This window comes from Burkholderia sp. YHN3-13 (assembly GCF_055810675.1).
Map to the genome: position 1 here is coordinate 16,160 of NZ_JBVVNQ010000020.1, position 25,781 is coordinate 41,940.

General features: G+C 66.9%; 17 protein-coding genes and 1 tRNA gene. 11 read left to right on the forward strand and 7 right to left on the reverse strand.

What is annotated here, in order from left to right; genetic code table 11:
* Window positions 1-26: 26 nt before the first annotated feature.
* The gene (locus AC0KUR_RS31205; protein WP_034188962.1) at window positions 27-854 is read left to right on the forward strand and encodes an EI24 domain-containing protein; all 828 of its coding nucleotides are present in this window, start codon (window positions 27-29) and stop codon (window positions 852-854) included.
* Window positions 851-1,666, forward strand: a complete 816-nt coding sequence (locus tag AC0KUR_RS31210) for a competence/damage-inducible protein A (RefSeq protein WP_049034902.1) — start codon at window positions 851-853, stop codon at window positions 1,664-1,666. The genes AC0KUR_RS31205 and AC0KUR_RS31210 overlap by 4 nt, the downstream gene beginning before the upstream one ends.
* 112 nt (window positions 1,667-1,778) lie before the next feature.
* On the opposite strand, the gene AC0KUR_RS31215 is transcribed toward AC0KUR_RS31210, so the two are convergent.
* Window positions 1,779-2,243, reverse strand: coding sequence for a rhodanese-like domain-containing protein (locus AC0KUR_RS31215; RefSeq protein WP_006478364.1), 465 nt, complete (start codon window positions 2,241-2,243; stop codon window positions 1,779-1,781).
* Between the two features lie 404 nt (window positions 2,244-2,647).
* Here AC0KUR_RS31215 and glnA point away from each other — a divergent pair, with 404 nt between their 5' ends.
* From glnA to AC0KUR_RS31235, 4 genes are all read left to right on the forward strand, one after another.
* Window positions 2,648-4,063, forward strand: coding sequence for a type I glutamate--ammonia ligase (glnA, locus tag AC0KUR_RS31220; RefSeq protein WP_017331833.1), 1,416 nt, complete (start codon window positions 2,648-2,650; stop codon window positions 4,061-4,063).
* 161 nt (window positions 4,064-4,224) lie between these two features.
* Window positions 4,225-5,367 (forward strand): nitrogen regulation protein NR(II), encoded by a 1,143-nt coding sequence (gene glnL / locus AC0KUR_RS31225; RefSeq protein ID WP_034188960.1) that lies wholly within the window; start codon window positions 4,225-4,227, stop codon window positions 5,365-5,367.
* A gap of 46 nt (window positions 5,368-5,413) precedes the next feature.
* Window positions 5,414-6,922 carry a nitrogen regulation protein NR(I) gene (ntrC, locus tag AC0KUR_RS31230; protein WP_034188959.1) on the forward strand — a complete coding sequence of 503 codons (1,509 nt, stop codon included), beginning with the start codon at window positions 5,414-5,416 and terminating at the stop codon, window positions 6,920-6,922.
* Between the two features lie 132 nt (window positions 6,923-7,054).
* Entirely contained in the window at window positions 7,055-9,163 is a 2,109-nt protein-coding gene (locus AC0KUR_RS31235; RefSeq protein WP_473376846.1) for a prolyl oligopeptidase family serine peptidase, read from the forward strand.
* Between the two features lie 21 nt (window positions 9,164-9,184).
* Here the strand turns inward: AC0KUR_RS31235 and xth are convergent, their stop codons facing one another.
* Window positions 9,185-9,961: an exodeoxyribonuclease III gene (gene xth, locus AC0KUR_RS31240; RefSeq protein ID WP_034188957.1), complete on the reverse strand. Its 777-nt coding sequence runs from the start codon at window positions 9,959-9,961 to the stop codon at window positions 9,185-9,187.
* Between the two features lie 183 nt (window positions 9,962-10,144).
* Between xth and AC0KUR_RS31245 the strand changes: the two genes are divergently transcribed.
* A tRNA-Met gene (locus tag AC0KUR_RS31245) sits at window positions 10,145-10,221 on the forward strand.
* 116 nt (window positions 10,222-10,337) lie between these two features.
* On the opposite strand, the gene AC0KUR_RS31250 is transcribed toward AC0KUR_RS31245, so the two are convergent.
* Entirely contained in the window at window positions 10,338-11,030 is a 693-nt protein-coding gene (locus tag AC0KUR_RS31250) for an aspartate/glutamate racemase family protein (RefSeq protein ID WP_034188956.1), read from the reverse strand.
* Between the two features lie 137 nt (window positions 11,031-11,167).
* Between AC0KUR_RS31250 and dinB the strand changes: the two genes are divergently transcribed.
* Complete coding sequence (gene dinB / locus AC0KUR_RS31255) at window positions 11,168-12,331, forward strand: DNA polymerase IV (RefSeq protein WP_034188955.1); 1,164 nt, start codon at window positions 11,168-11,170, stop codon at window positions 12,329-12,331.
* A gap of 58 nt (window positions 12,332-12,389) precedes the next feature.
* Here the strand turns inward: dinB and AC0KUR_RS31260 are convergent, their stop codons facing one another.
* From AC0KUR_RS31260 to fixL, 4 genes are all read right to left on the reverse strand, one after another.
* A complete protein-coding gene (locus tag AC0KUR_RS31260; RefSeq protein ID WP_034188954.1) occupies window positions 12,390-14,477 on the reverse strand; it encodes a M3 family metallopeptidase in 2,088 nt (695 codons plus the stop codon).
* 281 nt (window positions 14,478-14,758) lie between these two features.
* Complete coding sequence (folD, locus tag AC0KUR_RS31265; protein ID WP_473376847.1) at window positions 14,759-15,619, reverse strand: bifunctional methylenetetrahydrofolate dehydrogenase/methenyltetrahydrofolate cyclohydrolase FolD; 861 nt, start codon at window positions 15,617-15,619, stop codon at window positions 14,759-14,761.
* 242 nt (window positions 15,620-15,861) lie between these two features.
* Window positions 15,862-16,500 (reverse strand): oxygen response regulator transcription factor FixJ, encoded by a 639-nt coding sequence (gene fixJ, locus AC0KUR_RS31270; protein WP_006493245.1) that lies wholly within the window; start codon window positions 16,498-16,500, stop codon window positions 15,862-15,864.
* On the reverse strand, window positions 16,497-19,013 hold the full coding sequence (gene fixL / locus AC0KUR_RS31275; RefSeq protein ID WP_034188952.1) for an oxygen sensor histidine kinase FixL: 2,517 nt from the start codon (window positions 19,011-19,013) through the stop codon (window positions 16,497-16,499). Before fixL ends, fixJ begins: the two co-directional genes overlap by 4 nt.
* A 273-nt stretch (window positions 19,014-19,286) precedes the next feature.
* On the opposite strand from fixL, the gene aceE reads away from it, so the two are divergent.
* From aceE to lpdA, 3 genes are all read left to right on the forward strand, one after another.
* Entirely contained in the window at window positions 19,287-21,983 is a 2,697-nt protein-coding gene (gene aceE / locus AC0KUR_RS31280; protein WP_034188951.1) for a pyruvate dehydrogenase (acetyl-transferring), homodimeric type, read from the forward strand.
* Between the two features lie 67 nt (window positions 21,984-22,050).
* Window positions 22,051-23,703, forward strand: coding sequence for a dihydrolipoyllysine-residue acetyltransferase (aceF, locus tag AC0KUR_RS31285; protein ID WP_034188950.1), 1,653 nt, complete (start codon window positions 22,051-22,053; stop codon window positions 23,701-23,703).
* Window positions 23,704-23,986: 283 nt separating this feature from the next.
* Complete coding sequence (gene lpdA, locus AC0KUR_RS31290; RefSeq protein ID WP_124670794.1) at window positions 23,987-25,756, forward strand: dihydrolipoyl dehydrogenase; 1,770 nt, start codon at window positions 23,987-23,989, stop codon at window positions 25,754-25,756.
* The last annotated feature ends 25 nt before the right edge of the window (window positions 25,757-25,781 follow it).

The window sequence follows — 25,781 nt, forward strand, 5'->3', positions numbered from 1 at the left end:
GTTTTTCTCCGTCGATACAGGTTCGCATGAACGACTTGCTGCGCTCCTTCGTCCGGGCGATCGCCAGCGCGCTGCACCCGCGCATGCTGTGGCTCACCCTGATGCCGTTCGTCGTCTCGGCGCTGCTGTGGGGCGCCGTGCTGTGGTTTTCGTGGCAGACGCTGCTGGATCTCGCGCGCGGCGCGCTCGACGGCTTCGTGCTGACGGCCGCGCTGTATCGCGCGTTCGATGCGATCGGCATGTCGCAGCTGCACGCGGTCGTCGCGCCGTTCGTGGTCGTGTCGCTCGCGATTCCGCTGATCGTGCTGACCGTGCTGCTGCTGATCGCGACGATCTCGATGCCGGTCGTGATCAAGCACCTGTCGAACCGGCAGTTCGCGGCGCTCGAGCCGAAGCGGGGCGGTACCTTTTTCGGCAGCGTGTTCAATTCGCTCGGCGCGGCGCTGGTCGGCGTCGTGCTGCTCGTCGTCACGATCCCGCTGTGGCTGATCCCGCCGTTCTTCGCGCTGCTGCCGCCGGTGATCTGGGGCTGGCTCACGTACCGCGTGATGACCTACGACGCGCTCGCGCTGCACGCGAGCCGCGACGAGCGCCGCGCGCTCGTGCGCCGCCACCGCTGGCCGCTGATCGGCATCGGCGTCGCGACCGGGCTGCTCGGCACCGTACCGACCTTCGTATGGGTGTCGTCGGTCTGGATGATGGTGCTGTTTCCATTCGTCGCGGCGGCCATGATCTGGGTTTACGCTTTCATCCTCGTCTTCTCGGCGCTGTGGTTCGGGCACTACTGCCTGCGCGCGCTGGAGGACCTGCGCGCGAGTGCGCGCGCCACCGCAATCGACATGGGGCAGGCATGAGCATCGGCATCATCATCATCGGCGACGAAATCCTTTCGGGCCGGCGGCAGGACAAGCATCTGGCGAAGGTCATCGAACTGCTCGGCGCGCGCGGCCTCGCGCTCGACTGGGCCGAATACGTCGGCGACGATCCGGCGCGCATCACGGCGACGCTCGCGCGTGCGATCGCGTCGGGCGACATCGTGTTCTCGACGGGCGGAATCGGCGCGACGCCGGACGACCACACGCGCCAGTGCGCGGCCGCCGCGCTCGGCGTGCCGCTCGAACTGCATCCGGAAGCGAAGGTGCTGATTTCGGAGCGGATCCGCGAAACGCATACCGATCCGGCCACGCCGGTCGACTTCGATTCGCCGGAGAACCAGCACCGCTTCAACATGGGCGTGTTCCCGGCGGGCGCGACCATCATCCCGAACGGCTATAACCGCATTCCCGGTTTTTCGGCCGGCGACCTGCACTTCGTGCCGGGTTTCCCGGTGATGGCCTGGCCGATGATCGAATGGGTGCTCGACACGAAGTACGCGCACCTGCATCACGCGACGCCGCACGCGGAGCGCTCGCTGTACGTGTTCGAGCTGCCGGAATCGACGCTCACGCCGCTGATGGAGCGCATCGAGCGCGATTTCCCGGGCGTGCGCGTGTTCAGCCTGCCGAGCGTCGGCGATGCGGAGCGCGGTGGCATCTATGCGCGCCGTCACATCGACCTCGGCGTGAAGGGCGAGCCGGAAGCCGTCGCGGCTGCGTTCGTGAAGCTGCGCGAAGGCGTGCACCTGCTCGGCGGCGACGTCGTCGAGCCCGATACGCCGCGCGCCTGAGCGGCCCGCCACGCGGCCGCAAAAAAAGCACGGGCCGCGCAACGCGGCCCGTCATCGGCATGTCATCGCCCGGCTCGACGATGAGGCTGTCGCCGCCGAGCGTCGTGCTTCGTCAGGCGCCGATCCACGGCAGTTTGCGGAAGCACCAGCCGTCGACCGTCTTGCGGTGGCCTTCGGCGTCCTTGGCGCCCTCGAAGCCTTCGAGCAGGTCGAACGCCTTCGTGAAGCCGGCCTGCGCGGACGCGACCGCGGCGAGCTTCGAGCGCGCGGCGCTGCGGCACAGGAACAGGATCGGCGTATCGGCCGGGAGGGCCGCCTTCAGTTCGTTGACGAATTCGGCGTTCGGCACGCCGCCCGGGTAGCGCGTCCATTCGAGGTGCAGGTACTGGCCGTCGCCGACGAGCGGGCGGCCGATCCAGTCGAGTTCGGCGCGCGTGCGCACGTCGACGAGGCGCGCGGACGGGTCGAGCTGCAGCAGTTCGAATGCCTCGACCGGCAGCAGCGCGCCGGCGTAGTTGAGCGCGCCTTGTGCGCGGCGTTCGTCGGCCTTCGCGTAAAGCTGGTCGAGCGTACTCATGGCAGGGAGTCTCCGTATCGGTCAAACGAACATTCTAGCGCGGCGTCGCGGTACGAACGCCCGTCTACCGACAGGCACATGCACCGCCACGCACTCACCAAAAGGGTGCAGAATGGCGTGCATGCACCAGAATGATTCCGCCGCGACGGCGCGCTGGCGTGATTGCACCGTTTCGGTGCGTTTGCGCGGCCGCCGGTGCGGTGGCCGGCCCCGGAATTGCGCAGCCGGGTCCCGTCGCGACGCGCTCCGGCGCGATTTACGTCGGTTTTGCGATGGCTGGCACGGATGCTGCTATATAGAATTCGGTCGAATCGGGGCGCGCTGCGCTAAAGCAAGACCCCGGTCAGCTCGATAAACGAGGCGGTTCCCAGTCCGCCGGAATTGTTCAATCAGGAGAAGAGGTTATGAGTAAAACCGTCGCCGACGTCATGCAGCTCGTGAAGGACGAGGACGTCAAGTTTGTCGATTTCCGCTTCACGGATACGCGCGGCAAGGAACAGCACGTGTCGGTGCCGGTTTCGGCGTTTGACGAAGACAAGTTCGAAAGCGGCCATGCATTCGACGGTTCGTCGATCGCGGGCTGGAAGGGCATCGAGGCGTCGGACATGCTGCTCATGCCGGACCCGAGCGCGGCCTTCGTCGACCCGTTCTACGAAGAGTCGACCCTCGTGCTGACCTGCGACGTGGTCGAGCCGGCAGACGGCAAGGGCTACGAGCGCGATCCGCGTTCGCTCGCGAAGCGCGGCGAAGCGTACCTGAAGAGCACGGGCATCGGCGACACGGCCTACTTCGGTCCGGAACCGGAATTCTTCATTTTCGACTCGGTCCAGTGGAACACGGACATGTCGGGCTGCTTCGTGAAGATCAACTCGGAAGAAGCACCGTGGTCGGCCGGCAAGGAATTCGAAGGCGGCAACACGGGCCACCGTCCGGGCACGAAGGGCGGTTACTTCCCGGTCGCGCCGGTCGACACGTTCCAGGACATGCGTTCGGAAATGTGCCTGCTGCTCGAACAGCTCGGTATCCCGGTCGAAGTGCACCACCACGAAGTGGCGGGCCAGGGCCAGAACGAAATCGGCACGAAGTTCTCGACGCTGGTGCAGCGCGCCGACTGGACGCAATGGTCGAAGTACATCATCCACAACGTCGCGCACTCGTACGGCAAGACGGCGACGTTCATGCCGAAGCCGGTCGTCGGCGACAACGGTTCGGGCATGCACGTTCACCAGTCGATCTGGAAGGACGGCCAGAACCTGTTCGCGGGCAACGGCTACGCCGGCCTGTCGGAACTGGCGCTGTTCTACATCGGCGGCATCATCAAGCACGCCCGTGCACTGAACGCGATCACGAACCCGACGACGAACTCGTACAAGCGTCTGGTCCCGCACTTCGAAGCACCGGTCAAGCTCGCTTACTCGGCACGCAACCGTTCGGCATCGATCCGCATTCCGCACGTGTCGAACCCGAAGGGCCGCCGCATCGAAACGCGCTTCCCGGATCCGATGGCGAACCCGTACCTGTGCTTCACGGCGCTGATGATGGCCGGCCTCGACGGGATCCAGAACAAGATCCATCCGGGCGAAGCCGCGGACAAGAACCTGTACGACCTGCCGCCGGAAGAGGATGCAAAGATCCCGACCGTCTGCGCGGGCCTCGACCAGGCACTCGAAGCGCTCGACAAGGATCGCGAGTTCCTGACGCGCGGCGGCGTGTTCACGGACGGCATGATCGACGCGTACCTCGCGCTGAAGGAGCAGGAGCTGGCGAAGTTCCGCATGACGACGCACCCGATCGAGTTCGAGATGTACTACTCGCTCTAATCGGCGATGGCGCGACGATTCAGCGCCATTTTGCCGGTTCGTTCCCGTCGCGCGGCCTGCGGCGGGAACGGCGGAGTCTGAAAGGGGACGGCGTCCAGCCGTCCCTTTTTTGTTCCGGTGATTTTCATTTTCTGGCCCGGTGAGGCGCGACAAGCACGCAGATGGTTCTGAAGAATCTGATCAAGGCGAAAACGGGGCAGCCCGAGCGACTGACGGACGACGAGCGGCTCGCGCGTTCGGGCCTGCTGGCGGGGCTGGAAGCGCTGCCGACGGTCGTGATCGTGCTCGACCGCAAGACGCTGCGGATCGCGTTCGCGAACCCGTCGGCGGAGGCGATGCTCGACATCTCGCGCCGGCAGCTCGCGCAGCGGCCGTGGGGCGAGATTTTTCCGAACGCGAACGAGCTGGCATCGACGATCACCGCGATCGGCGAGGAACGCTTTCACGCGACGCACCTCGATACCGTGCTCGACCGGCCCGGCCGCGAACCGCTGCATGTGCATGCGATCGTCGGCTTCCTCGAGTCGGCGCCCGATTTCGTGCTCGTCGAGCTGTTCGAGAACGAACGGCAGTCGCGTACCGACCGGGAAGAGCGCATCCACGACCTGACCGCGGTCAACAAGCAGCTGATCCGCAACCTCGCGCACGAGATCAAGAACCCGCTCGGCGGCATTCGCGGCGCAGCCCAGCTGCTCGAATTCGAACTGGGCGAGCGCGAGCGCGGCGAGTTGCGCGAATACACGCAGGTGATCATCAAGGAGTCCGATCGCCTGCAGACGCTCGTCGACCGGTTGCTGGAGCCGCATCGGCATCCGCACATCGTCGGCGACGTGAACATCCACGAAGTGTGCGAACGCGTGCGCGCGGTGATGCTCGCGGAGTTTCCGCGCGGGCTCACGATCGAGCGCGACTACGACGTGAGCGTGCCGGACCTGCGCGGCGACAAGGAGCAACTGATCCAGGCGCTGCTCAACATCGTGCGCAACGCGGCGCAGGCGCTGCGCGAGCGGATCGCGCAGGGCGACGCGAAGATCGAGCTGCGCACGCGCATCGCGCGCAAGATCACGATCGCGAAGCGCCTGTACCGGCTGGCACTGGACTTGCACGTGATCGACAACGGGCCCGGCATTCCGGACGAGATCCGCGACCGCATTTTCTATCCGCTCGTGTCCGGGCGCGAAGACGGCAGTGGTCTCGGCCTGACGCTCGCGCAGACTTTCGTGCAGCAGCACGACGGGATGATCGAGGTCGAAAGCCGGCCCGGACGTACCGAATTTCAGATTCTGCTGCCGCTCGACCATTGAGTGGCGACATTGCGATTCACCGGATTCACCCATACCTGACCGACCTATGAAGCCGATCTGGATAGTAGACGACGACCAATCGATCCGCTGGGTGCTTGAAAAGGCACTCGCCCGGGACAGCTTCGCGACGAAGAGCTTCGCGAACGTGCGCGATGCGCTGGCCGCGCTCGACCACGAGACGCCGCAGGTGCTCGTGTCCGACATCCGGATGCCGGGCGGCTCGGGCCTCGAGCTGCTGCAGGCGATGCACGAGCGGCTGCCGGGCTTGCCCGTCATCATCATGACGGCGTTCTCCGACCTCGACAGCGCCGTCGCGGCGTTCCAGGGCGGCGCGTTCGAATATCTCGCGAAACCGTTCGACGTCGACAAGGCCGTCGAGCTGATCCGCCGCGCGGTGGAGGAAAGCCTGCGCGGCGGCGCGCCGCAGGACGAGCGCGTCGCCGAGGCGCCCGAGATGCTCGGCCAGGCGCCCGCGATGCAGGACATGTTCCGCGCGATCGGCCGCCTGTCGCATTCGGCCGCGACCGTGCTGATCACCGGCGAATCGGGCACCGGCAAGGAGCTCGTCGCCCGGGCGCTGCATCGCCACAGCCCGCGCGCGAACGGCCCGTTCATCGCGCTGAACACCGCGGCGATTCCGAAGGACCTGCTCGAATCCGAGCTGTTCGGCCACGAGCGCGGCGCGTTCACCGGCGCGCAGACGACACGGCAGGGCCGTTTCGAGCAGGCCGAGAACGGCACGCTGTTCCTCGACGAAATCGGCGACATGCCGTTCGACCTGCAGACGCGCCTGCTGCGCGTGCTGTCGGACGGGCAGTTCTACCGCGTCGGCGGGCACAACCCGCTGCGCGCGAACGTGCGCGTGATCGCCGCGACCCACCAGAATCTCGAATCGCGCGTGCGGCAGGGGTTGTTCCGCGAGGACCTTTACCACCGGCTCAACGTGATCCGGCTGCGCCTGCCGCCGCTGCGCGAACGCAGCGAGGACATCGCGCTGCTCACGCGCCACTTCCTGCAGAAGAGCGCACGCGATCTCGGCGTCGAGCCGAAGCGCGTGTCCGACGACGCGCTCGCGTACCTGACGTCGCTGCCGTTTCCCGGCAATGTCCGGCAGCTCGAGAACCTCGCGAACTGGCTGACCGTGATGGCGCCCGCGCAGACGGTCGAGATCAAGGACCTGCCGCCCGATCTCGTGCCGGCCGGCGCGCCGGTCGTCGCGACGGGCGACGGCGCGGATGCGCCCGGCAGCGCGCCGGCCGTGCCGCCCGCGCTCGGTGCGGCGCCGGCGGCGAGCGCGCCCGTCGCGGCCGCGCCGAACGGCAGCGTGCCGAACGGCTATCCGCTGTGGGAGCATGGCCTGCGCACCGAAGTCGCGCGGCTGTTGCGCGAGAATTCGGCCGACGTGATGGACGAGCTCGCACGCCGTTTCGAGGCGGCCGTGATCCGCGAGGCGCTCGACTTCACGCGGGGCCGCAAGGTCGAGGCCGCGGAGCGCCTCGGTATCGGCCGCAACACGATCACGCGCAAGATCCAGGAACTCCACCTGGAGCCCTGAGCACGAATCGCGGCATGCGCGCGCGTCGCGCATGCCGCGATCGGACATAATCGCGGTTTGCACGCGCGTCGCGCATGCCGCGATCGGACATAATCGCGGTTTGCACGCCGTTTGCCATTCCGCCGATCCTCAATGTCCGATTCCTTCCGCTGGCCCGCCGGGGCCGACCCGTTCCGTTTTCTCGAAGCGCTCGACAGCAAGCGCGCCCGCACGTGGGTCGACGAGCAGAATGCGCGCACGCGTGCCGCGCTGCGCGACGACGATGCGTATCGCGCGCTGGCCGCGCGTCTCGCCAAGGCCTATCTGCCGCGTGAGCGCCCGGTGATTCCGACCCGCTGGCGCGACTGGGCGTACGACCTGTGGCAGGACGATCTCCATCCGAAGGGGCTGTGGCGCCGCGCGCGCTGGGACGACTGGCGTGCCGGTCGGCCCGCGTGGGAAACGCTGCTCGACGTCGATGCGCTCGGTGCCGAAGAGGGCGAGTCGTGGGTGTTCGAGCAGGATGCGATCCTGTATCCGGACGGCGATCGCGCGCTGCTGTCGCTGTCGCCGGGCGGTGCCGACGCGGTCGTCGTGCGCGAATTCGATCTCGTCGAACGCCGTTTCGTCGACGGCGGCTTCACGATCGACGAGCCGGGCCATCACACGGTCGGCTGGATCGACCGCGACACCGTCTACGTGAGCTGGGATCGCGGCGAAGCGCATGCGACCGCGGCCGGCTATCCGTACGAAGCGCGGCGCTGGGTGCGCGGCACGGCGCTCGCCGATGCGCCCGTCGTGTTCAGCGGCGAACCCGACGACATCAGCGCCGGGGCGTGGTTCGATCCGATCGATCGGCGTCACGTCGCGTGGCGCAGCGTCGACTTCTTCGACGCGCATGCCTACTGGCTGACCGACGCCGGCGAGTGGGCGCGCTACGACGTGCCGACGCACGTCGAGGTCGGGTTCTGGGAAGGCTGGCTCGTGCTGGAGCCGCGCCTCGACTGGGATTGCGACGGCGTGCGCCATGCGGGCGGCTCGCTGCTCGCGATCCGCGAGCAGGCGTTCCTGGCCGGGTCGCGCGCATTCACGACGCTGTTCGCGCCGCGGCCGACCACATCCGCGTGCACGTGGACGCACACGCGCACGATGCTGATCGCGAGCTGGCTCGACGACGTGCACAACCGGACGATGCTGTGGCAGCCGCGGCAGGCCAACGACGGCACGTGGACATGGGACGCGCGGCCGTTCGAGTGGACGGGCGATGCGCAGATCGACGTCGAACCCGTCGAGGCGACGCTGAACGACGAGGTGTACGTCGACGTCGACACCTATCTCGATCCGCCCGAATGCTGGCTGGCCGATCTTGCCGATCGGGCGGACGATGCGCCGTCGCGCCGTGTGCTGCTCGACCGGCCGCCGGTGCAGTTCGAGGCGGCCGGGCTCGTCGTGCGCCGCGCGAGCGCGCGCTCGCGGGACGGCACGATGGTGCCGTACACGCTGATCGGGCCGCGCGATGCGCTCGATCCGGCCGACGGCGCCGCGCGCGTCGCGCGGCCGTGTTTGCTGTCGGGCTACGGCGGCTTTGCGATCCCGAACCTGCCGGGCTACAGCGACGCGTTCGGCATCGGGTGGCTCGAACGCGGCGGCGTGATGGCGTTCGCGCATATCCGCGGCGGCGGCGAGTTCGGGCCGCGCTGGCACGTCGACGCGCAGCGCGAACATCGGCAGCGTTCATTCGACGATTTCATCGCGGTGGCCGAGGATCTGGCCGCGACCGGCGTGACGACGGCCGCGCAGCTCGGGATCGAGGGCGGCAGCAACGGCGGATTGCTGGTCGCCGCGTGCATGATGCAGCGGCCGGAGCTGTTCGGCGCGGTGCTGTGCCGCGTGCCGCTGCTCGACATGCAGCGCTATCCGAAGCTGCACGCGGGCGCCGCATGGCTCGACGAATACGGCGACCCCGACGATCCGCGCGCGGGCGCGGCGCTGGCCGCGTATTCGCCGTATCACCGCGTGCGCGAAGGCGTCACGTATCCGCCGCTGCTGCTGACGACGTCGACGCGCGACGACCGCGTGCATCCCGCGCATGCGCGCAAGATGGCCGCGCGCATGCAGGCGCTCGGTCACGAACGGGTGTGGTATTGGGAGAACACCGACGGCGGCCACGGCAGCGCCGACGATCTGGAGCGTGCGGAGGCCGATGCGGCCGAGTTCGGCTTCCTGTGGGCCCATCTCGGGCCGGCGCCCGCGCGGCACTGAGCGCGCGGGCGGATGGGACGATCAGCCGACGACCGCGACGACGGGCGTGTGGTCGGACGGTTGTTCCCACGTGCGCGGCGTACGATCGACCTCGCACGACGTGCAGGTTTCCGCGAGCGCCGGCGACAGCAGGATGTGGTCGATGCGCAGCCCGGCGTTGCGGCGGAACGCCATCATCCGGTAGTCCCACCACGTGAAGGTTTTCTCGGGCTGCTCGAAGCGGCGGAACGCATCGACGAAGCCGAGCTCGATCAGTTGCGCGAAGTGCGCGCGCTCCTGCGGCGACACGAGGTTCTGGCCTTCCCATTTCGCGGGATCGTGCACGTCGCGGTCTTCCGGCGCGATGTTGTAGTCGCCGAGCAGCGCGAGCTTCGGGTAGCGCTGCAGCTCGGTGCGCAGCCACGCCTGCAGCGCGTCGAGCCACTGCATCTTGTAGACGAACTTGTCGGAGTCGGGCGCCTGGCCGTTCGGGAAGTAGGCGGACACGATGCGCACGCCGTCGACCGTCGCGGCGACCACGCGCTGCTGCGGATCGTCGAAGCCGGGGATGTTGCGCACGATGTCCGATTCGTCGACGGCGAGCGACGCGCGCGCGAGGATCGCGACGCCGTTGTAGGTCTTCTGGCCCGTGAACCAGCTGCGATAGCCGATCGCCTCGAGATCGGCGCGCGGGAATTTCTCGTCAGGCAGCTTCAGTTCCTGCAGGCACAGTACGTCGGTGCCGCTTTGCGCGAGCCAGTCGAGCACATGCTGCTTGCGGACGTTGAGCGAGTTGACGTTCCAGGTGGCGATTTTCATGAACGGGAGTATGTGTGCGGCGTGAATGCGAAGGCCGCCATCTTACCGCGAGCATGCGGGGCGAACGCGCGCGAAACGCGACGCGGAGCAGGGCGCGGGCCACGCCGTCTGGAAGACGAGAGAAGAATTTGTGACAAAAGTGTTGACGTGAGTACTTCATCACCCTATAATTTATTTCTCTGACGCGGGGTGGAGCAGTCTGGCAGCTCGTCGGGCTCATAACCCGAAGGTCGTAGGTTCAAATCCTACCCCCGCAACCAAGCACACCAGACGATGTGCAGCGCAAATGACCGATGCGCGCTTCGTCGACAGGAACCCGGCCCCGTGCCGGGTTTTTTGTTTTCCGCGCGCGATATCGCCGGCGCGATTGTCGTGGTTACCGCGCCGCCCACTCCACGGCCGCCTTCGCATGCAGCGCGGTCGTGTCGAACACCGGCAGCGGCGAATCGTCCGCGCCGATCAGCAGCGTGATTTCCGTGCAGCCGAGAATCACGGCCTGCGCGCCGCGCCGCGCCAGTGCCTCGATGATCGACACGTAGGTCGCGCGCGATTCCGCCGCGACGATGCCGTGGCACAGCTCGTCGTAGATGATCCGGTGCACGTCGTCGCGCCCGCGTTCGTCCGGCACGAGCACGTCCATCCCGAATTTGTCGCGCAGCCGCTCCGCATAGAACGGCAACTCCATCGTGTAGCGCGTGCCGAGCAGCGCGACGCGCTCGACGCCTGCGTCGCGCAGCGCGCTGCCGGTCGGATCGGCAATGTGCAGGAACGGCAGCTTCACCGCGGCTTCGATCGCGTCGTGCACGCGATGCATCGTATTGGTCGTCAGCACGACGAGATCGGCGCCGGCCGCTTCGAGCTGGCGCGCCGCGTCGGCCATCCGTTCGCCGAGCGCCGCCCAGTCGTGCGTGCGCTGCAGCGCTTCGATTTCCGCGAAGTCGACCGTGACCAGCACGCTCTTCGCGTTGTGGTGGCCGCCATGCAGCGCCTTCGAATGGCGGTTGATCATCCGGTAGTACTCGGCCGACGATTCCCAGCTCATGCCGCCGATCAATCCGATCGTCTTCATCCGTCACCTTCTCGTTTGGTGTGTCGCGGCAGACGAGTATAGGCGTCGCTGCCGGCGCGCGGCCGGTACGATCCGCGCAAAGCGGGCCGGTACGGCGCAGCCGGGCGCGGCCGCACGCGACAGTTGAAACCGGCACTGTGTTTTTGTACAGTATCGGCACCGTGAACCCGACCACTATCCCGCCTGCCGATCCGCACGTGCCGCCACCGGGCGACGCGCTGCCGCGCATGCGCAAGATCATTCACTGCGACTGCGACTGTTTCTACGCGTCGGTCGAGATGCGCGACGATCCGTCGCTGCGCAACCGGCCGCTCGCGGTCGGCGGCCGGCCCGACCAGCGCGGCGTGATCGCGACCTGCAACTACGAGGCGCGGCGCTATGGCGTGCATTCGGCGATGTCGTCGGCGCTCGCGATGCGCAAGTGCCCGGACCTGCTGATCCTGCCGTCCGCGATGGATAAATACCGCGCGGCGTCGCGGCAGATCATGGCGATCTATCGCGACTACACGCCCGACGTCGAGCCGCTGTCGCTCGACGAGGCGTACCTCGACGTCAGCGGGTCCGAGCGGTGCCAGGGCAGTGCGACGCTGATCGCGCGCGAGATCCGCCAGCGCGTGTTCGACACGGTCGGCGTGACCGTGTCGGCCGGCGTCGCGCCGAACAAGTTCATCGCGAAGATCGCGTCGGACTGGAACAAGCCGGACGGCCTGTTCGTCGTGCGGCCGCACGAGATCGACGCGTTCGTCGCGGCGCTGCCGGTGCGCAAGCTGCACGGCGTCGGCAAGGTGACGGCCACGCGGCTCGACCGGCTCGGCATCCAGACCTGCGCGCAGTTGCGCGACTGGCCGCTGATCGACCTGCATCGCGAGTTCGGCGCATTCGGGCGGCGGCTGTACGAACTGTCGCGCGGCATCGACGAGCGGCCCGTGCAGGCCGACCAGGAGCGCAAGTCGGTCAGCGTCGAGACGACCTACGTGACCGACCTGACGACGCTCGAGCAATGCGCGGACGAGATTCGCCGCCTCGTCGTGCAGCTCGACGCGCGGATCGCGCGCGCCGGCGCCGCGCGGTCGATCCGCAAGCTGTACGTGAAGATCCGCTTCGCCGATTTCCAGCGCACGACGGTCGAATGCGTGGCCGACGCGACGCATGCGGAGACGGCCGTCACGCTGCTCGCGAAGGGGCTGCAGCGGCGCGCGCAGGCCGTACGGCTGCTCGGCGTCGGCGTGCGCATCGACGAGGACACGGCCGAGCGTCACGGGCAGTTCTCGCTGTTCGACGACGAAGCGCCCGCGCCATGAAAAAAGGCACCGCCGTGGCGGTGCCTGTCGATGCAGCCGGAAGGGTCGGGCGGCGCGCTCAGTGCGCGGGCGCGGCCATCCCGTTGTGGCGCAGCAGCGCATCGATTTCCGGCTCGCGGCCGCGGAACGCCTTGAACGAATCCATCGCCGGGCGGCTGCCGCCGACCTCGAGGATCTCGCGGCGATAGCGCGTGCCGGTGGCCGCGTCGAGCACGCTGCCGCTCTGGGCGGCCGCTTCCTCGAACGCCGCGTACGCGTCGGCCGACAGCACCTCGGCCCACTTGTAGCTGTAATAGCCGGCCGCGTAGCCGCCCGCGAAGATGTGGCTGAACGTGTTCGGCCAGCGCGAGAAGGCCGCCTGCGGGATCACGTGGTAGCGCTCGTTGATCTCGCGCGCGAACGCGGTCACGCCGGTGGCGCCGGCCGGGTCGAAGTCGACGTGCAGCAGCATGTCGAACATCGAGAACACGATCTGGCGCAGCGTGCCGAGCCCGCTCTGGAAATTCTTCGCGGCGATCATCTTGTCGAACAGCTCGCGCGGCAGCGAGGCGCCCGTATCGACGTGCGACGACATCGACGACAGCACGTCCCATTCCCAGCAGAAGTTTTCCATGAACTGCGACGGCAGCTCGACCGCATCCCATTCGACGCCGTTGATGCCCGACACGCCGAGTTCGTCGACGCGCGTGAGCATGTGGTGCAGCCCGTGGCCGAACTCGTGGAACAGCGTGATGACTTCGTCGTGCGTGAAGCACGCGGGCTTGCCGCCGATCGGCGCCGAGAAGTTGCAGGTGAGATACGCGACCGGCGTCTGCACGTCGCTGCCGCGCTTCGCACGCGAACGCGCGTCGTCCATCCATGCGCCGCCGCGCTTGCCTTCGCGCGCGTACAGGTCGAGATAGAACTGCGCGACGAGCGAGCCGTCGCGGTTCTCGACGCGGAAGAAGCGCACGTCCTTGTGCCACACCGGCGCTTCATCCGGCTTGATCCGCACGCCGAACAGCGTTTCGGTGACGGTGAACAGGCCCTTGAGCGCGGCCGGTTCCGGGAAGTACTGCTTGACCTCGTTTTCCGAGAACGCGTAGCGCTGCTGGCGCAGCTTCTCGGCCGCGTACGCGACGTCCCACGGCGCGAGTTCGGCGAGGCCGAGTTCCTTCGCGGCGAACGTGCGCAGCTCGTCCCAGTCCTTGTCCGCGTGCGGACGCGCGCGCGTCGCGAGATCCTCGAGGAAGGCGATGACCTGTTGCGGCGATTCGGCCATCTTCGGCGCGAGCGACACTTCGGCGAAATTGCGGTAGCCGAGCATCTGCGCCTCTTCGCGGCGCAGCTTCAGCTCGTCGGCGACGATCGCCGTGTTGTCCCATTCGGCCTTGCCGCCGCCGTACTGCGGCCCGAGTTCCGACGCGCGCGTCGCATAGGCGCGGTAGAGCGTCTCGCGCAGCGCGCGGTTCTCGGCGTACTGCAGCACCGGGAAGTACGACGGGAAGTGTAGCGTGAATTTCCAGCCTGCCTTGCCGTCCTTCTGCGCGGCTTCGCGGGCGGCCTCGATCGCATCGCCGGGCAAGCCGGCCAGTTCGGCTTCGTCCTCGACGACATACGCGTACGCGTTGGTCGCGTCGAGCACGTGGTCGGAGAAGGCCTTCGACAGCGCGGCCTGCTGCTCCTGCAGTTCCGCGAAGCGCGGCTTCTGGTCCTCCGGCAGCTCGGCGCCCGACAGGCGGAAATCGCGCAGCGCGTTATCGAGGATCTTCTTGCGTTCGGCGGACAGCGTCGCGTATTCGGCGCTCGCGGCAATTGCCTTGTACTTCTCGTACAGCGCGAGATTCTGGCCGACGCTCGACCAGAACTCGGTCACGCGCGGCAGGTTTTCGCCGTAGGCGGCGCGCAGCTCCGGCGTGTCGGCGACCGCGTTCAGATGGCCGACGATGCCCCATGCGCGGCCGAGCGGCTCCGTGGCCTGCTCGACCGTCTCGACGACGGCGGCCCAGGTCGACGGCGTCTCCTGCGCGCTCGCGGTTTCGACCGCGCGGCTGGCGGCGTCGAGCAGCGTATCGAGTGCGGGCGTCACGTGTTCCGGGCGGATTTCGCCGAAACGGGGCAGGCCGGAGAAGTCGAGGAGCGGATTGGTGTTGGCGCTGGCGGACATAAGACTCCCTGTCTGTTGCCGGATGAACCGGGATGAAAAGGGTAACGGCGGCTGGGCGCGACGGCGCCCGATACCGACATTATTGGGGCGCATCGTGCGCTTTCCAATCGTTAGTTTCTAATGGCGCGATTGACGCAGGGTCGGATGCGTGGCCGTGCGCATCCGACAGCGGGCATCCGGGGACGGGCGTCCGGCGGCTTGCGGCCGGACGCGGTGCGGCCGCATCGACGCGGCCGGCGAGACGCCGGCGCACGCAGGCGCGCCGGCTGAACGGGGATGCGTCAGGCCGCGGCGGCAGCGGCGCGTTCGGCGGATTCGATCGTGTTGACCAGCAGCATCGTGATGGTCATCGGGCCAACGCCGCCCGGCACCGGCGTGATGTAGCCGGCCACTTCCTTCACGCCCGCGAAATCGACGTCGCCGCACAGCTTGCCCGCATCGTCGCGGTTCATGCCGACGTCGATCACCGTCGCGCCCGGCTTCACCATGTCGGCGGTCAGGATGTTGCGCTTGCCGACCGCGGCGACCACGATGTCGGCCTGCTGCGTGTGCGCGGCGAGGTCGCGCGTCTTGCTGTGGCAGATCGTCACGGTCGCGCCGGCGTCGAGCAGCATCATCGCCATCGGCTTGCCGACGATATTCGAACGGCCGATCACGACCGCATTCGCGCCCTGCAGCGCGATGCCGTGCGCCTCGAACATCTTCATCACGCCGTACGGCGTGCACGGGCGGAACAGCGGCTTGCCGGTCATCAGCGCGCCGGCGTTCGCGACGTGAAAGCCGTCGACATCCTTCTCCGGCGCGATCGCCTCGATCACCTTGTGGCTGTCGATATGCGCGGGCAGCGGCAGCTGCACGAGGATGCCGTGGATCTTCGGGTCGCGGTTCAGCTCGTCGATGCGCGCGAGCAGGTCGGCTTCCGACAGCGTGGCCGGGTAGGCATCCTTCAGCGAGAAGAAACCATTGTCCTCGCACGCCTTGATCTTGTTGCGCACGTAGACTTCGCTCGCCGGGTTTTCGCCGACGAGGATCACCGCGAGACCGGGCTGGTGGCCGCGAGCGGTCAGGGCGGCGGCGCGTTCGGCGGCCTGGGCGCGCAAGGTCTTCGAAAGGGCGTTGCCGTCGATGAGGAGGGCTGTCATGGTGGTGGGTCCTGCCGGGAAGTTGGAATGCGGGCGTACGGCGCCGGAAGCGCCGCAGCAAAGCACGCAATTATACCGTTCGCTTGCTGCCGTCCGACAGCGAATCAACGGGAAGCGTCATGGTCGCGGCGCGCGTGCGCCGGGAGGAAAGGCCGCCGCCGCGCGAGTGGGCCGCATCGCGCGGGGCGGCAAGCGCCGGTGGCGGGCCGGGCGGGCAGCGCCGCCGCGGCCGCTGAAGACGCTCAGGCCTGCTTCTTCGACAGCGCGAGGCGCAGCAGGTCGGCCACCGTGTTGACGTTGAGCTTTTCCATGATGTTCGCGCGGTGCGCTTCGACCGTCTTGATGCTGATGCCGAGATCGTCGGCGATCTGCTTGTTCAGGCGGCCCGCGATGATGCGTTCGAGCACCTGCTGCTCGCGCGCGGTCAGCTTCGACAGGCGCTCGCTCGCGGCACGCTGTTCCTGGACGCTCTTGCTTTCGCTTCGGGCCTTGTCGAGCATCCGCTCGACGAGCTTGCGCAGCTCGGCTTCGTCGAACGGTTTCTCGATAAAGTCCATCGCACCCTTTTTCATCGTCGACACGGCCATCGGCACGTCGCCGTGACCCGTGACGAAGATGATCGGCAGCGCGGCGTTGTCGGCGATCAGGCGCTCCTGCAGCTCGAGGCCGCTCATGCCCGACATCCGCACGTCGAGGATCAGGCACGCGATCTGGCCGGCCTGTTGCGCCGGCTGGTAGGCATCGAGGAACTGCTCGGCGCTCGAGAAGCATTGCACGCGATAGCCGTTCGCCTCCAGCAGCCAGCGCAGCGAGTCCCGTACGGCCTCGTCGTCGTCGACGACAAAGACGGTTTCCTGAGTGGTGGTGACAGGGCTATTCATAGTTCTCCCGTAACGGTATGTGATGCCGATGCCTCGCGCCCCCCTTGGCCGAGATCAGCGGGTTCCCCAATGGGCAGGCTGCAGTGGAACGTCGCGCCGGAAATGCGGCCATCCGGCTCGACGTTGTTGACCACCCACAGACGCCCCCGATGCGATTCGATGATCGAACGGCAGATGTTCAGCCCCATGCCCATGCCATCGGACTTGGTGCTGTAAAACGGTTCGAACAGGCGCTCGGCGGTCGCTTCGTCGACGCCCGGACCCTGGTCGATCACGCGGATGTCGACGAAACCCGCGTCGATGTCGGCGACGACGCGGATCACGCCGTCCGCCGAGGCCGGCTTCACGTCGGCCATCGCCTCGGCCGCGTTCTTCATCAGGTTCATCAACACCTGCTCGATCAGCACGGGGTCGACATAAATAATAGGCATTCTTGCGAGGATTTCCGTGACGATCCGGATCCTGCGCTTCCTGGCCTCGATTTCGGCGAGCCCGACCGCGTCGGCGACGATGTCCGCGACCCGGGCCGGCTGGCGTTTCGGCTCGCTGCGCTTCACGAATTCGCGGATCCGCTTGACGATCATCCCGGCGCGCAGCGCCTGCTGCGCGGTCTTTTCCAGCGCGGGTTGCAGCGTTTCGGGCGTGCCGCGGCCGCTCTTGACGAGCGCGAGCGTGCCCGAGCAGTAGTTGTTGATCGCGGCGAGCGGCTGGTTCAATTCGTGAGCAATCGACGACGCCATTTCACCCATCGTCATCAATCGGCTCGTGAACTGCAGCTTTTCTTCCTGCTGGTGCGCGAGTTCCTGCGCCTTCTTGCGGGTCGTGATGTCGGTCGCGATCTGCATCTGCGCGAGGTGGCCGTCGACCCACTGGATGTACTGGCGGCGCACCTCGAACCATTTCTGGATGCTTTCGACGTACACCTCCTGCGCATCGGCGGTGCTGCTCGTCAGCGCGGCGGCCGGCAGGCCCGCGAACGCGTCGACCATGTCGATCGAGTCGGACGATGCCTGCGCGCGGTCGAAGCCGCCGCCCGACAGTTCCAGATGGCCGTCCGGGCGGATGCCGAACAGGTGGCGGTAGTAGCGGTTCGCGAACAGCAGCTCGGCTTCGTCGGCGGCGAGCACCGACACCGCGGCGTCGAGGCTTTCGAGCACCGTCGTGAAGCGTTCGTGCGCGGCCGCGAGCTCCTCGCGCGCGCGCTTCGGTTCGGTGATGTCGGTCATCGACGACATCCAGCCGGTCTGGCGGCCCGAACTGTCGATCAGCGGCGACACGTACAGGCGCGCATGGAACAGCGTGCCGTTCTTGCGCCGTACGCGCAGCTCGAAGCCCGAGCTCGGCGCCTTGCCGCGCAGCGTCATGTCGAGCTGGCGCTGCATTTCCGGGTAGGCGTCGCGTGGCCAGTACGGGAACGGCGCGACTTTGCCGACGAGGTCGGTTTCGTCCCAGCCCGTCATCCGGCAGAACGCGGGGTTCACGTGCGTGATGCGGCCGTGCATGTCGAGCACGCGCATGCCGATCAGCACCGAGTTTTCCATCGCGCGGCGGAAGAACGCTTCCGCGTACAGCGCCTGCTGCGCCTCGAAGCGCTGGCGCGTGTGCTTCCACAGGCTCCAGAGGCTCCACAGCACGAAGCACGACAGGCCGGCGACGAGCCACACGAGCGTGTTGTTGGTCAGGTTCGTGAGCTGCGGGAATGCGTACACGCGCACCGTCAGCCCCTGGCCGGGCGGATCGAGCGGCAGGTCGTAGTGCGAGTCGCGCGGCAGGCGCGGGCGCGTCGACGTGGACGACAGCTCGCGGTTGTTCGCGTCGGTGATCGAGATCTTGTACTTCGACGACAGTTCCTGCGGGATGTCGTGCTTCAGGATGCCCTCGACCGAGAACACCGCGGCGATCGAGCCGAGATATTCGCGGTCGCCGCGCATCACGGGCGTCTGCAGCGTGATGAAGCCGTTGCCGAAGTCGTCGTAGATCAGCGGCGAATAGGCCTGGCGGCGCGTGCTGCGCGCTTCGTCGTACGCGCCGCGCACGGCGTCCTGCATCTGCGCGTCGCCCGGCTTCGCGAGCCGCTGGCCGAGCAGCGGCGGATGCACGGTCGGCCAGCGCTGCACGCCGGGCGCGGTGTACCAGTTCAGGTAGAGGATTTCCGGATGCGTTTGCATCACGTCCGCGACGGCCATCTGGAATGCGTTCTGGTCGAGGCGGCCCGACGCGAGATCGCGCGACAGCGCCTGCAGCTGTTCCTGCGCGCCCGTCATCGACAGGCGGATCTGTTGCTGCGCCCAGGCGACGTTACGAAACAGGGTGTCTTCCTGCTGCTGCTGTTCGCGGCGATTGAGGCTCCACAGGATGAGGCTCATCACCACGAGAAATACCAGGATCGACAGCAGCGGCGTCAGCAAATAGGAATTGGACCACCACGGTCCGTGGTGCCAACGGGACGGCTGCGACTCCGCCGGCGGGCCCGACGGTCGCGCCGAGCGTGCGAAAAGCCGATCGGTCAACATGGCAGGATTGTAGCGCAGCGCAATACATGGAAAACCGGTACCGGATATGTTGAACGGAAACGGATTTGTTCCGCCGTGGCGTGCCGCCGCGCCCCGAAGCATGGGTGCGGCGCAGCAATATTTCGCATTACGAGAAAAGATCTCACAATTCGAAAATTTTGTTGCGCAGGCCCGCGCACGCTCATTACAATCCGCTGGAGCTTGCCCGCAGCCGGCCGCGTCGCGTCGTCTGCATGAGAGCGATCCTCACATTCCAGGACCCAGGAGACGAGAATGTCCGCTGTACCGAACGAAGTGATGAAATATGTCGCCGCCGATCGTGACGACGACCCGCAAGAAACCATCGAGTGGCTGGAGTCGCTCGATGGCGTGATCTCCTCCGTGGGCACCGGCCGCGCGCATTACCTGATCGAAAAACAGATCGAGTTCGCCCGCATGCACGGCGAGCACCTGCCGTTCTCCGCCAACACCCCGTACATCAACACGATCCCGGTCGAAGCCCAGGCGAAGATCCCGGGCGACCAGGACATCGAGCACCGCATCCGTTCGTACACGCGCTGGAACGCGCTGGCGATGGTGCTGCGTGCCGGCAAGGACACGAACGTCGGCGGCCACATCGCCTCGTTCGCATCGGCCGCGACGCTCTACGACGTCGGCTACAACCACTTCTGGCACGCGGCGTCCGACCAGCACGGCGGCGATCTCGTGTTCGTGCAGGGTCACTCGTCGCCGGGCGTGTACTCGCGCGCGTTCCTGCTCGGCCGCCTGAAGGAAGAGCAGCTCGACAACTTCCGCCAGGAAGTCGACGGCCAGGGCATCTCGTCGTACCCGCACCCGTGGCTGATGCCGGACTTCTGGCAATTCCCGACCGTGTCGATGGGTCTCGGCCCGATCATGGCGATCTACCAGGCGCGCTTCATGAAGTACCTGCAGGCGCGCGGCATCGCGAAGACGGAAGGCCGCAAGGTGTGGGCGTTCCTCGGCGACGGCGAGACGGACGAACCGGAATCGCTCGGCGCGATCGGGATGGCGAGCCGCGAGAAGCTCGACAACCTCGTGTTCGTGATCAACTGCAACCTGCAGCGTCTCGACGGCCCGGTGCGCGGCAACGGCAAGATCATCCAGGAACTCGAATCGGAATTCCGCGGCGCCGGCTGGAACGTGATCAAGGTCATCTGGGGCAGCCGCTGGGATGCGCTGTTCGCGCGCGACAAGTCGGGCGCGCTGATGCGCCGCATGATGGAAGTCGTCGACGGCGAATACCAGACGTACAAGTCGGAGTCGGGCGCGTTCGTTCGCGAGCACTTCTTCAACACGCCTGAACTGAAGGCGCTCGTCGCCGACTGGTCGGACGACGACATCTGGGCGCTGAACCGCGGCGGCCACGATCCGCACAAGATCTACGCGGCGTTCCACGAAGCGTCGAACACGAAGGGCGCGCCGACCGTCATCCTCGCGAAGACCATCAAGGGCTACGGGATGGGCGAGTCGGGCCAGGCGATGAACATCACGCACCAGCAGAAGAAGCTGCCGGTCGAGCAACTGAAGAAGTTCCGTGACCAGTTCCGTCTGCCGATCACCGACGAGCAGATCGCCGACGTGCCGTACCTCAAGTTCGAGGAAGGTTCGAAGGAACTCGAATACATGCGCCAGAAGCGCATGGACCTCGGCGGCTACCTGCCGCATCGCCGCGAGAAGGCGACGTCGCTGCCGGTGCCGGCGCTCGACGCGTTCGAGCCGCTGCTGAAGGGCACGGGCGAAGGCCGCGAGATCTCGACGACGATGGCGTTCGTGCGGATCCTGAACATCCTGCTGAAGGACAAGGCGCTGGGCAAGCGCGTGGTGCCGATCGTCCCGGACGAATCGCGTACGTTCGGCATGGAAGGCCTGTTCCGCCAGATCGGCATCTGGAACCAGGAAGGCCAGAAGTACGTGCCGGAAGATTCCGACCAGCTGATGTTCTACAAGGAATCGGAAACCGGCCAGATCCTGCAGGAAGGCATCAACGAAGCGGGCGGCATGTGCGACTGGATCGCGGCGGCGACGTCGTACTCGACGCACGGCGAGATCATGGTGCCGTTCTACATCTTCTATTCGATGTTCGGCTTCCAGCGGATCGGCGACCTCGCATGGGCCGCGGGCGACATGCGTTCGCGCGGCTTCCTGCTCGGCGGCACGGCGGGCCGCACGACGCTGAACGGCGAAGGCCTGCAGCACGAAGACGGCCACTCGCTCCTGTGGGCGGCATCGGTGCCGAACTGCGTGAGCTACGACCCGACGTTCGGCTATGAACTCGCCGTGATCGTCCAGGACGGCCTGCGCCGCATGGTGCAGGACCAGGAAGACGTGTACTACTACATCACGGTGATGAACGAGAACTACGAGCACCCGGCGATTCCGCAGGGCGACCACGTGGCAGCCGACATCATCAAGGGCATGTACGCGTTCAGGAAGGCCGACGCCGACAAGAAGGCGCCGCGCGTCCAGCTGCTCGGCGCGGGCACGATCTTCAACGAAGTGATCGCCGCCGCCGACCTGCTGAAGAATGACTGGGGCGTCGCCGCCGACCTGTGGAGCGTGCCGAGCTTCACCGAGCTCGCGCGCGAAGGCCACCAGGTCGAACGCTGGAACCTGCTCCATCCGACCGAAGAGCGTCGCCTGTCGCACGTGCAGAAGTGCCTGAAGGACACGCAGGGCCCGGTCATCGCATCGACCGACTACGTCCGTGCGCTGGTCGACCAGATCCGCGGCCAGATCGATCGCCGCTTCGTCGTGCTGGGCACGGACGGCTTCGGCCGCTCGGATACCCGCGAGAAGCTGCGTCACTTCTTCGAAGTCGACCGTCACTGGGTCACCGTCGCCGCGCTCAACGCGCTGGCCGACGAAGGCACGATCGAGCGCAAGGTGGTCGCGGACGCGATTGCCAAGTACAACCTCGATCCGTCCAAGCCCAACCCGATGACCGTTTAACGCACACGCCGTGTAATGCCCGCGTCGCTCCCGCGAGGAGCGCGCGCGGCCATGGAGACAGAAACAGATGAGTCAAGCGATCGAAGTGAAGGTGCCGGATATCGGCGATTACAAGGACGTGCCGGTGATCGAGATCGGCGTGAAGGTCGGCGATACGGTCGAGCCCGAGCAGTCGCTCGTCACGCTCGAGTCCGACAAGGCGACGATGGACGTGCCGAGCCCGGTGGGCGGCGTCGTGAAGGAAATCAAGGTCAAGGTGGGCGATTCCGTGTCGGAAGGCTCGCTGATCATCCTGCTCGAAGGCGCCGGCGCGGCGCAGGCCAACGGCGCGACTGCACCGGCCGCAGCGCCCGCTCCGGCGGCAGCGCCGGCTCCGGCCGCGGCTGCACCGGCGGCCGCACCGGCAGCAGCCGGCGGCACGCTCGAAGTGAAGGTGCCCGACATCGGCGATTACAAGGACGTGCCGGTGATCGAGATCGGCGTGAAGGTCGGCGATACGGTCGAGAAGGAACAGTCGCTCGTCACGCTCGAATCCGACAAGGCGACGATGGACGTGCCGAGCCCGGCCGCCGGCGTCGTGAAGGACATCAAGGTCAAGGTGGGCGATTCGGTATCGGAAGGCACGCTGATCGTGCTGCTCGAAGCCGCAGGCGCGTCCTCTCCCGCTGCGCAGGCCAGCGCACCGGCGCCGGCTGCGGCCGCGCCGGCTCCGGCACCCGCCGCCGCACCGGCACCCGCGAAGGCAGCGCCGGCACCGGCTGCCGCCGCACCGGCCGCCGCGCCGTCGGGCGAGTACCGCGCGAGCCATGCATCGCCGTCGGTGCGCAAGTTCGCGCGCGAACTCGGCGTCGACGTCGCACGCGTGCAGGGTTCGGGCCTGAAGGGCCGCATCACGAAGGACGACGTCACCGGTTTCGTGAAGGGTGTGATGACGGGCCAGCGCGCGGCACCGGGTGCAGCAGCGGCTGCGCCGGCAGGCGGCGGCGAGCTGAACCTGCTGCCGTGGCCGAAGGTCGACTTCTCGAAGTTCGGCCCGTTCGAGGCGAAGCCGCTGTCGCGCATCAAGAAGATTTCCGGCGCGAACCTGCATCGCAACTGGGTGATGATCCCGCACGTCACGAACAACGACGAAGCGGACATCACCGAGCTCGAAGCGCTGCGTGTCCAGCTGAACAAGGAACACGAAAAGGCGGGCGTGAAGTTCACGATGCTCGCGTTCGTGATCAAGGCAGTCGTCGCCGCACTGAAGAAATTCCCGACCTTCAACGCGAGCCTCGACGGCGACAACCTCGTGTTCAAGCAGTACTTCCACGTCGGTTTCGCGGCCGATACGCCGAACGGCCTCGTCGTGCCGGTGATCCGCGATGCGGACAAGAAGGGCCTCGTCGACATCGCGAAGGAAATGAGCGACCTGTCGAAGGCCGCGCGCGAAGGCAAGCTGAAGCCGGACCAGATGCAGGGCGGCTGCTTCTCGATCTCGTCGCTCGGCGGGATCGGCGGCACGAACTTCACGCCGATCATCAACGCGCCGGAAGTGGCGATCCTCGGGTTGTCGCGTGGGCAGATGAAGCCGGTGTGGGACGGCAAGCAGTTCGTGCCGCGTCTCATGCTGCCGCTGTCGCTGTCGTATGACCACCGTGTCATCGACGGTGCGGAGGCCGCACGGTTCAACGCGTATCTCGGTGCGTTGCTGGCCGATTTCCGCCGCATCATTCTTTGATGAGATGAGGGGCTCGCGGGGGCGTGGTTCTTGTCGGTTCGCCACGCGCTTGTCGTTGAACCTGTTTTGCCAACGGTCTGCCGGCGTCGCCCCTGCGCGGGGCGGCGGTCACTTTTCTTTGTCTTCCAAAGAAAAGTAACCAAAAGAAAGGCGCGTCCTTGGGCGGACGGCAAAGGTAGTCCTGCCCAACGTCGCGTGCTCTTGTCAGGCCGCTTGTCGTCAGGTTCCGTCTTTCCGCCAGTCCCTCCCTCTCTCTCTGCAGCCAATCAAGAAGGGGACAGTCATGAGTCTCATCGAAGTCAAGGTTCCGGATATCGGCGATTTCAGCGGCGTCGATGTCATCGAAGTCAACGTGAAGCCCGGCGACGTGATCGAAAAAGAGCAAACGCTCATCACGCTCGAATCCGACAAGGCCTCCATGGAAGTGCCCAGCGACGTCGCCGGCACCGTCAAGGAAGTCAAGGTCAAGGCCGGCGAGAAAGTCTCGCAAGGCACCGTCATCGCCATCGTCGAAGCGTCGGCCGGTGCCGCCGCACCCGCGAAAGCGCCTGAAGCGCCGAAGCCCGCAGCCGCGCCGGCACCGGCACCGGCTGCCGCCGCTCCGGCGCCCGCGCCGCAAGCCGGCAGCTATGCCGGCGCCGCCGACATCGAGTGCGACATGCTCGTGCTCGGCGCCGGCCCCGGCGGCTACTCGGCCGCGTTCCGCGCGGCCGACCTCGGCATGAAGACCGTGCTCGTCGAACGCTACTCGACGCTCGGCGGCGTGTGCCTGAACGTGGGCTGCATCCCGTCGAAAGCGCTGCTGCATACGTCGCTCGTCGTCGAGGAAGCCGCGGCGCTCGCGTCGCACGGCATCACGTTCGGCAAGCCGCAGGTCGATCTCGACAAGCTGCGCGACTTCAAGGGCGGCGTCGTCAAGAAGCTGACGACGGGCCTCGCCGGCATGGCCAAGGCACGCAAGGTCGAAGTGGTCACCGGCGTCGGTGCGTTCGTCGATCCGTTCCACATGGAAGTGCAGGGCGAAAACGGCAAGAAGGTCGTGAAGTTCAAGCAGGCGATCATCGCCGCGGGCTCGCAAGCCGTGAAGCTGCCGTTCATGCCGGAAGACCCGCGTGTCGTCGACTCGACCGGCGCACTCGAACTGCGCCAGCTGCCCAAGCGCATGCTCGTGATCGGCGGCGGCATCATCGGCCTCGAAATGGCCACGGTGTACTCGACGCTCGGCGCCGAGATCGACGTCGTCGAAATGATGGACGGCCTGATGATGGGCGCGGACCGCGATCTCGTGAAGGTCTGGGAAAAGTACAACGCGAAGCGCTTCGGCAACGTGATGCTGAAGACCAAGACGGTCGGCGCGGAAGCGAAGGAAGACGGCATCTACGTGAAGTTCGAGGGCGAGAAGGCGCCGGCGGAAGCGCAGCGCTACGACCTCGTGCTCGTCGCGGTGGGCCGCAGCCCGAACGGCAAGAAGATCGGTGCCGACAAGGCCGGCGTCGCGGTCACCGATCGCGGCTTCATCGACGTCGACAAGCAGATGCGCACGAACGTCCCGCACATCTTCGCGATCGGCGATATCGTCGGCCAGCCGATGCTCGCGCACAAGGCCGTGCATGAAGGCCACGTCGCAGCGGAAGCCGCGCACGGCGAGAAGGCGTATTTCGATGCGCTGCAGATCCCGTCGGTCGCCTACACCGATCCGGAAGTGGCGTGGGCCGGCAAGACGGAAGACCAGTGCAAGGCCGAAGGCATCAAGTACGGCAAGGCCGTGTTCCCGTGGGCCGCTTCGGGCCGCGCGATCGCGAACGGCCGCGACGAAGGCTTCACGAAGCTGATCTTCGACGAGGAAACCCATCGCGTGATCGGCGGCGGCATCGTCGGCCTGAACGCAGGCGACCTGATCAGCGAAGTGTGCCTCGCCGTCGAGATGGGCGCGGACGCGGAAGACATCGGCAAGACGATCCATCCGCACCCGACGCTCGGCGAGTCGGTCGGCATGGCCGCCGAACTGTACGAAGGCGTCTGTACGGACCTGCCGCCGCAACGCAAGAAGTAACGCGACCGGCACGGCCGGCCATGCG

Coding starts and splice junctions, on each gene's coding strand:
- AC0KUR_RS31205 (WP_034188962.1), top strand. CDS start 27: ATGAACGACTTGCTGCGCTCCTTCGTCCGGGCGATCGCCAGCGCGCTG.
- AC0KUR_RS31210 (WP_049034902.1), top strand. CDS start 851: ATGAGCATCGGCATCATCATCATCGGCGACGAAATCCTTTCGGGCCGG.
- AC0KUR_RS31215 (WP_006478364.1), bottom strand. CDS start 2,243: ATGAGTACGCTCGACCAGCTTTACGCGAAGGCCGACGAACGCCGCGCA.
- glnA (WP_017331833.1), top strand. CDS start 2,648: ATGAGTAAAACCGTCGCCGACGTCATGCAGCTCGTGAAGGACGAGGAC.
- glnL (WP_034188960.1), top strand. CDS start 4,225: ATGGTTCTGAAGAATCTGATCAAGGCGAAAACGGGGCAGCCCGAGCGA.
- ntrC (WP_034188959.1), top strand. CDS start 5,414: ATGAAGCCGATCTGGATAGTAGACGACGACCAATCGATCCGCTGGGTG.
- AC0KUR_RS31235 (WP_473376846.1), top strand. CDS start 7,055: ATGTCCGATTCCTTCCGCTGGCCCGCCGGGGCCGACCCGTTCCGTTTT.
- xth (WP_034188957.1), bottom strand. CDS start 9,961: ATGAAAATCGCCACCTGGAACGTCAACTCGCTCAACGTCCGCAAGCAG.
- AC0KUR_RS31250 (WP_034188956.1), bottom strand. CDS start 11,030: ATGAAGACGATCGGATTGATCGGCGGCATGAGCTGGGAATCGTCGGCC.
- AC0KUR_RS31260 (WP_034188954.1), bottom strand. CDS start 14,477: ATGTCCGCCAGCGCCAACACCAATCCGCTCCTCGACTTCTCCGGCCTG.
- folD (WP_473376847.1), bottom strand. CDS start 15,619: ATGACAGCCCTCCTCATCGACGGCAACGCCCTTTCGAAGACCTTGCGC.
- fixJ (WP_006493245.1), bottom strand. CDS start 16,500: ATGAATAGCCCTGTCACCACCACTCAGGAAACCGTCTTTGTCGTCGAC.
- fixL (WP_034188952.1), bottom strand. CDS start 19,013: ATGTTGACCGATCGGCTTTTCGCACGCTCGGCGCGACCGTCGGGCCCG.
- aceE (WP_034188951.1), top strand. CDS start 19,287: ATGTCCGCTGTACCGAACGAAGTGATGAAATATGTCGCCGCCGATCGT.
- aceF (WP_034188950.1), top strand. CDS start 22,051: ATGAGTCAAGCGATCGAAGTGAAGGTGCCGGATATCGGCGATTACAAG.
- lpdA (WP_124670794.1), top strand. CDS start 23,987: ATGAGTCTCATCGAAGTCAAGGTTCCGGATATCGGCGATTTCAGCGGC.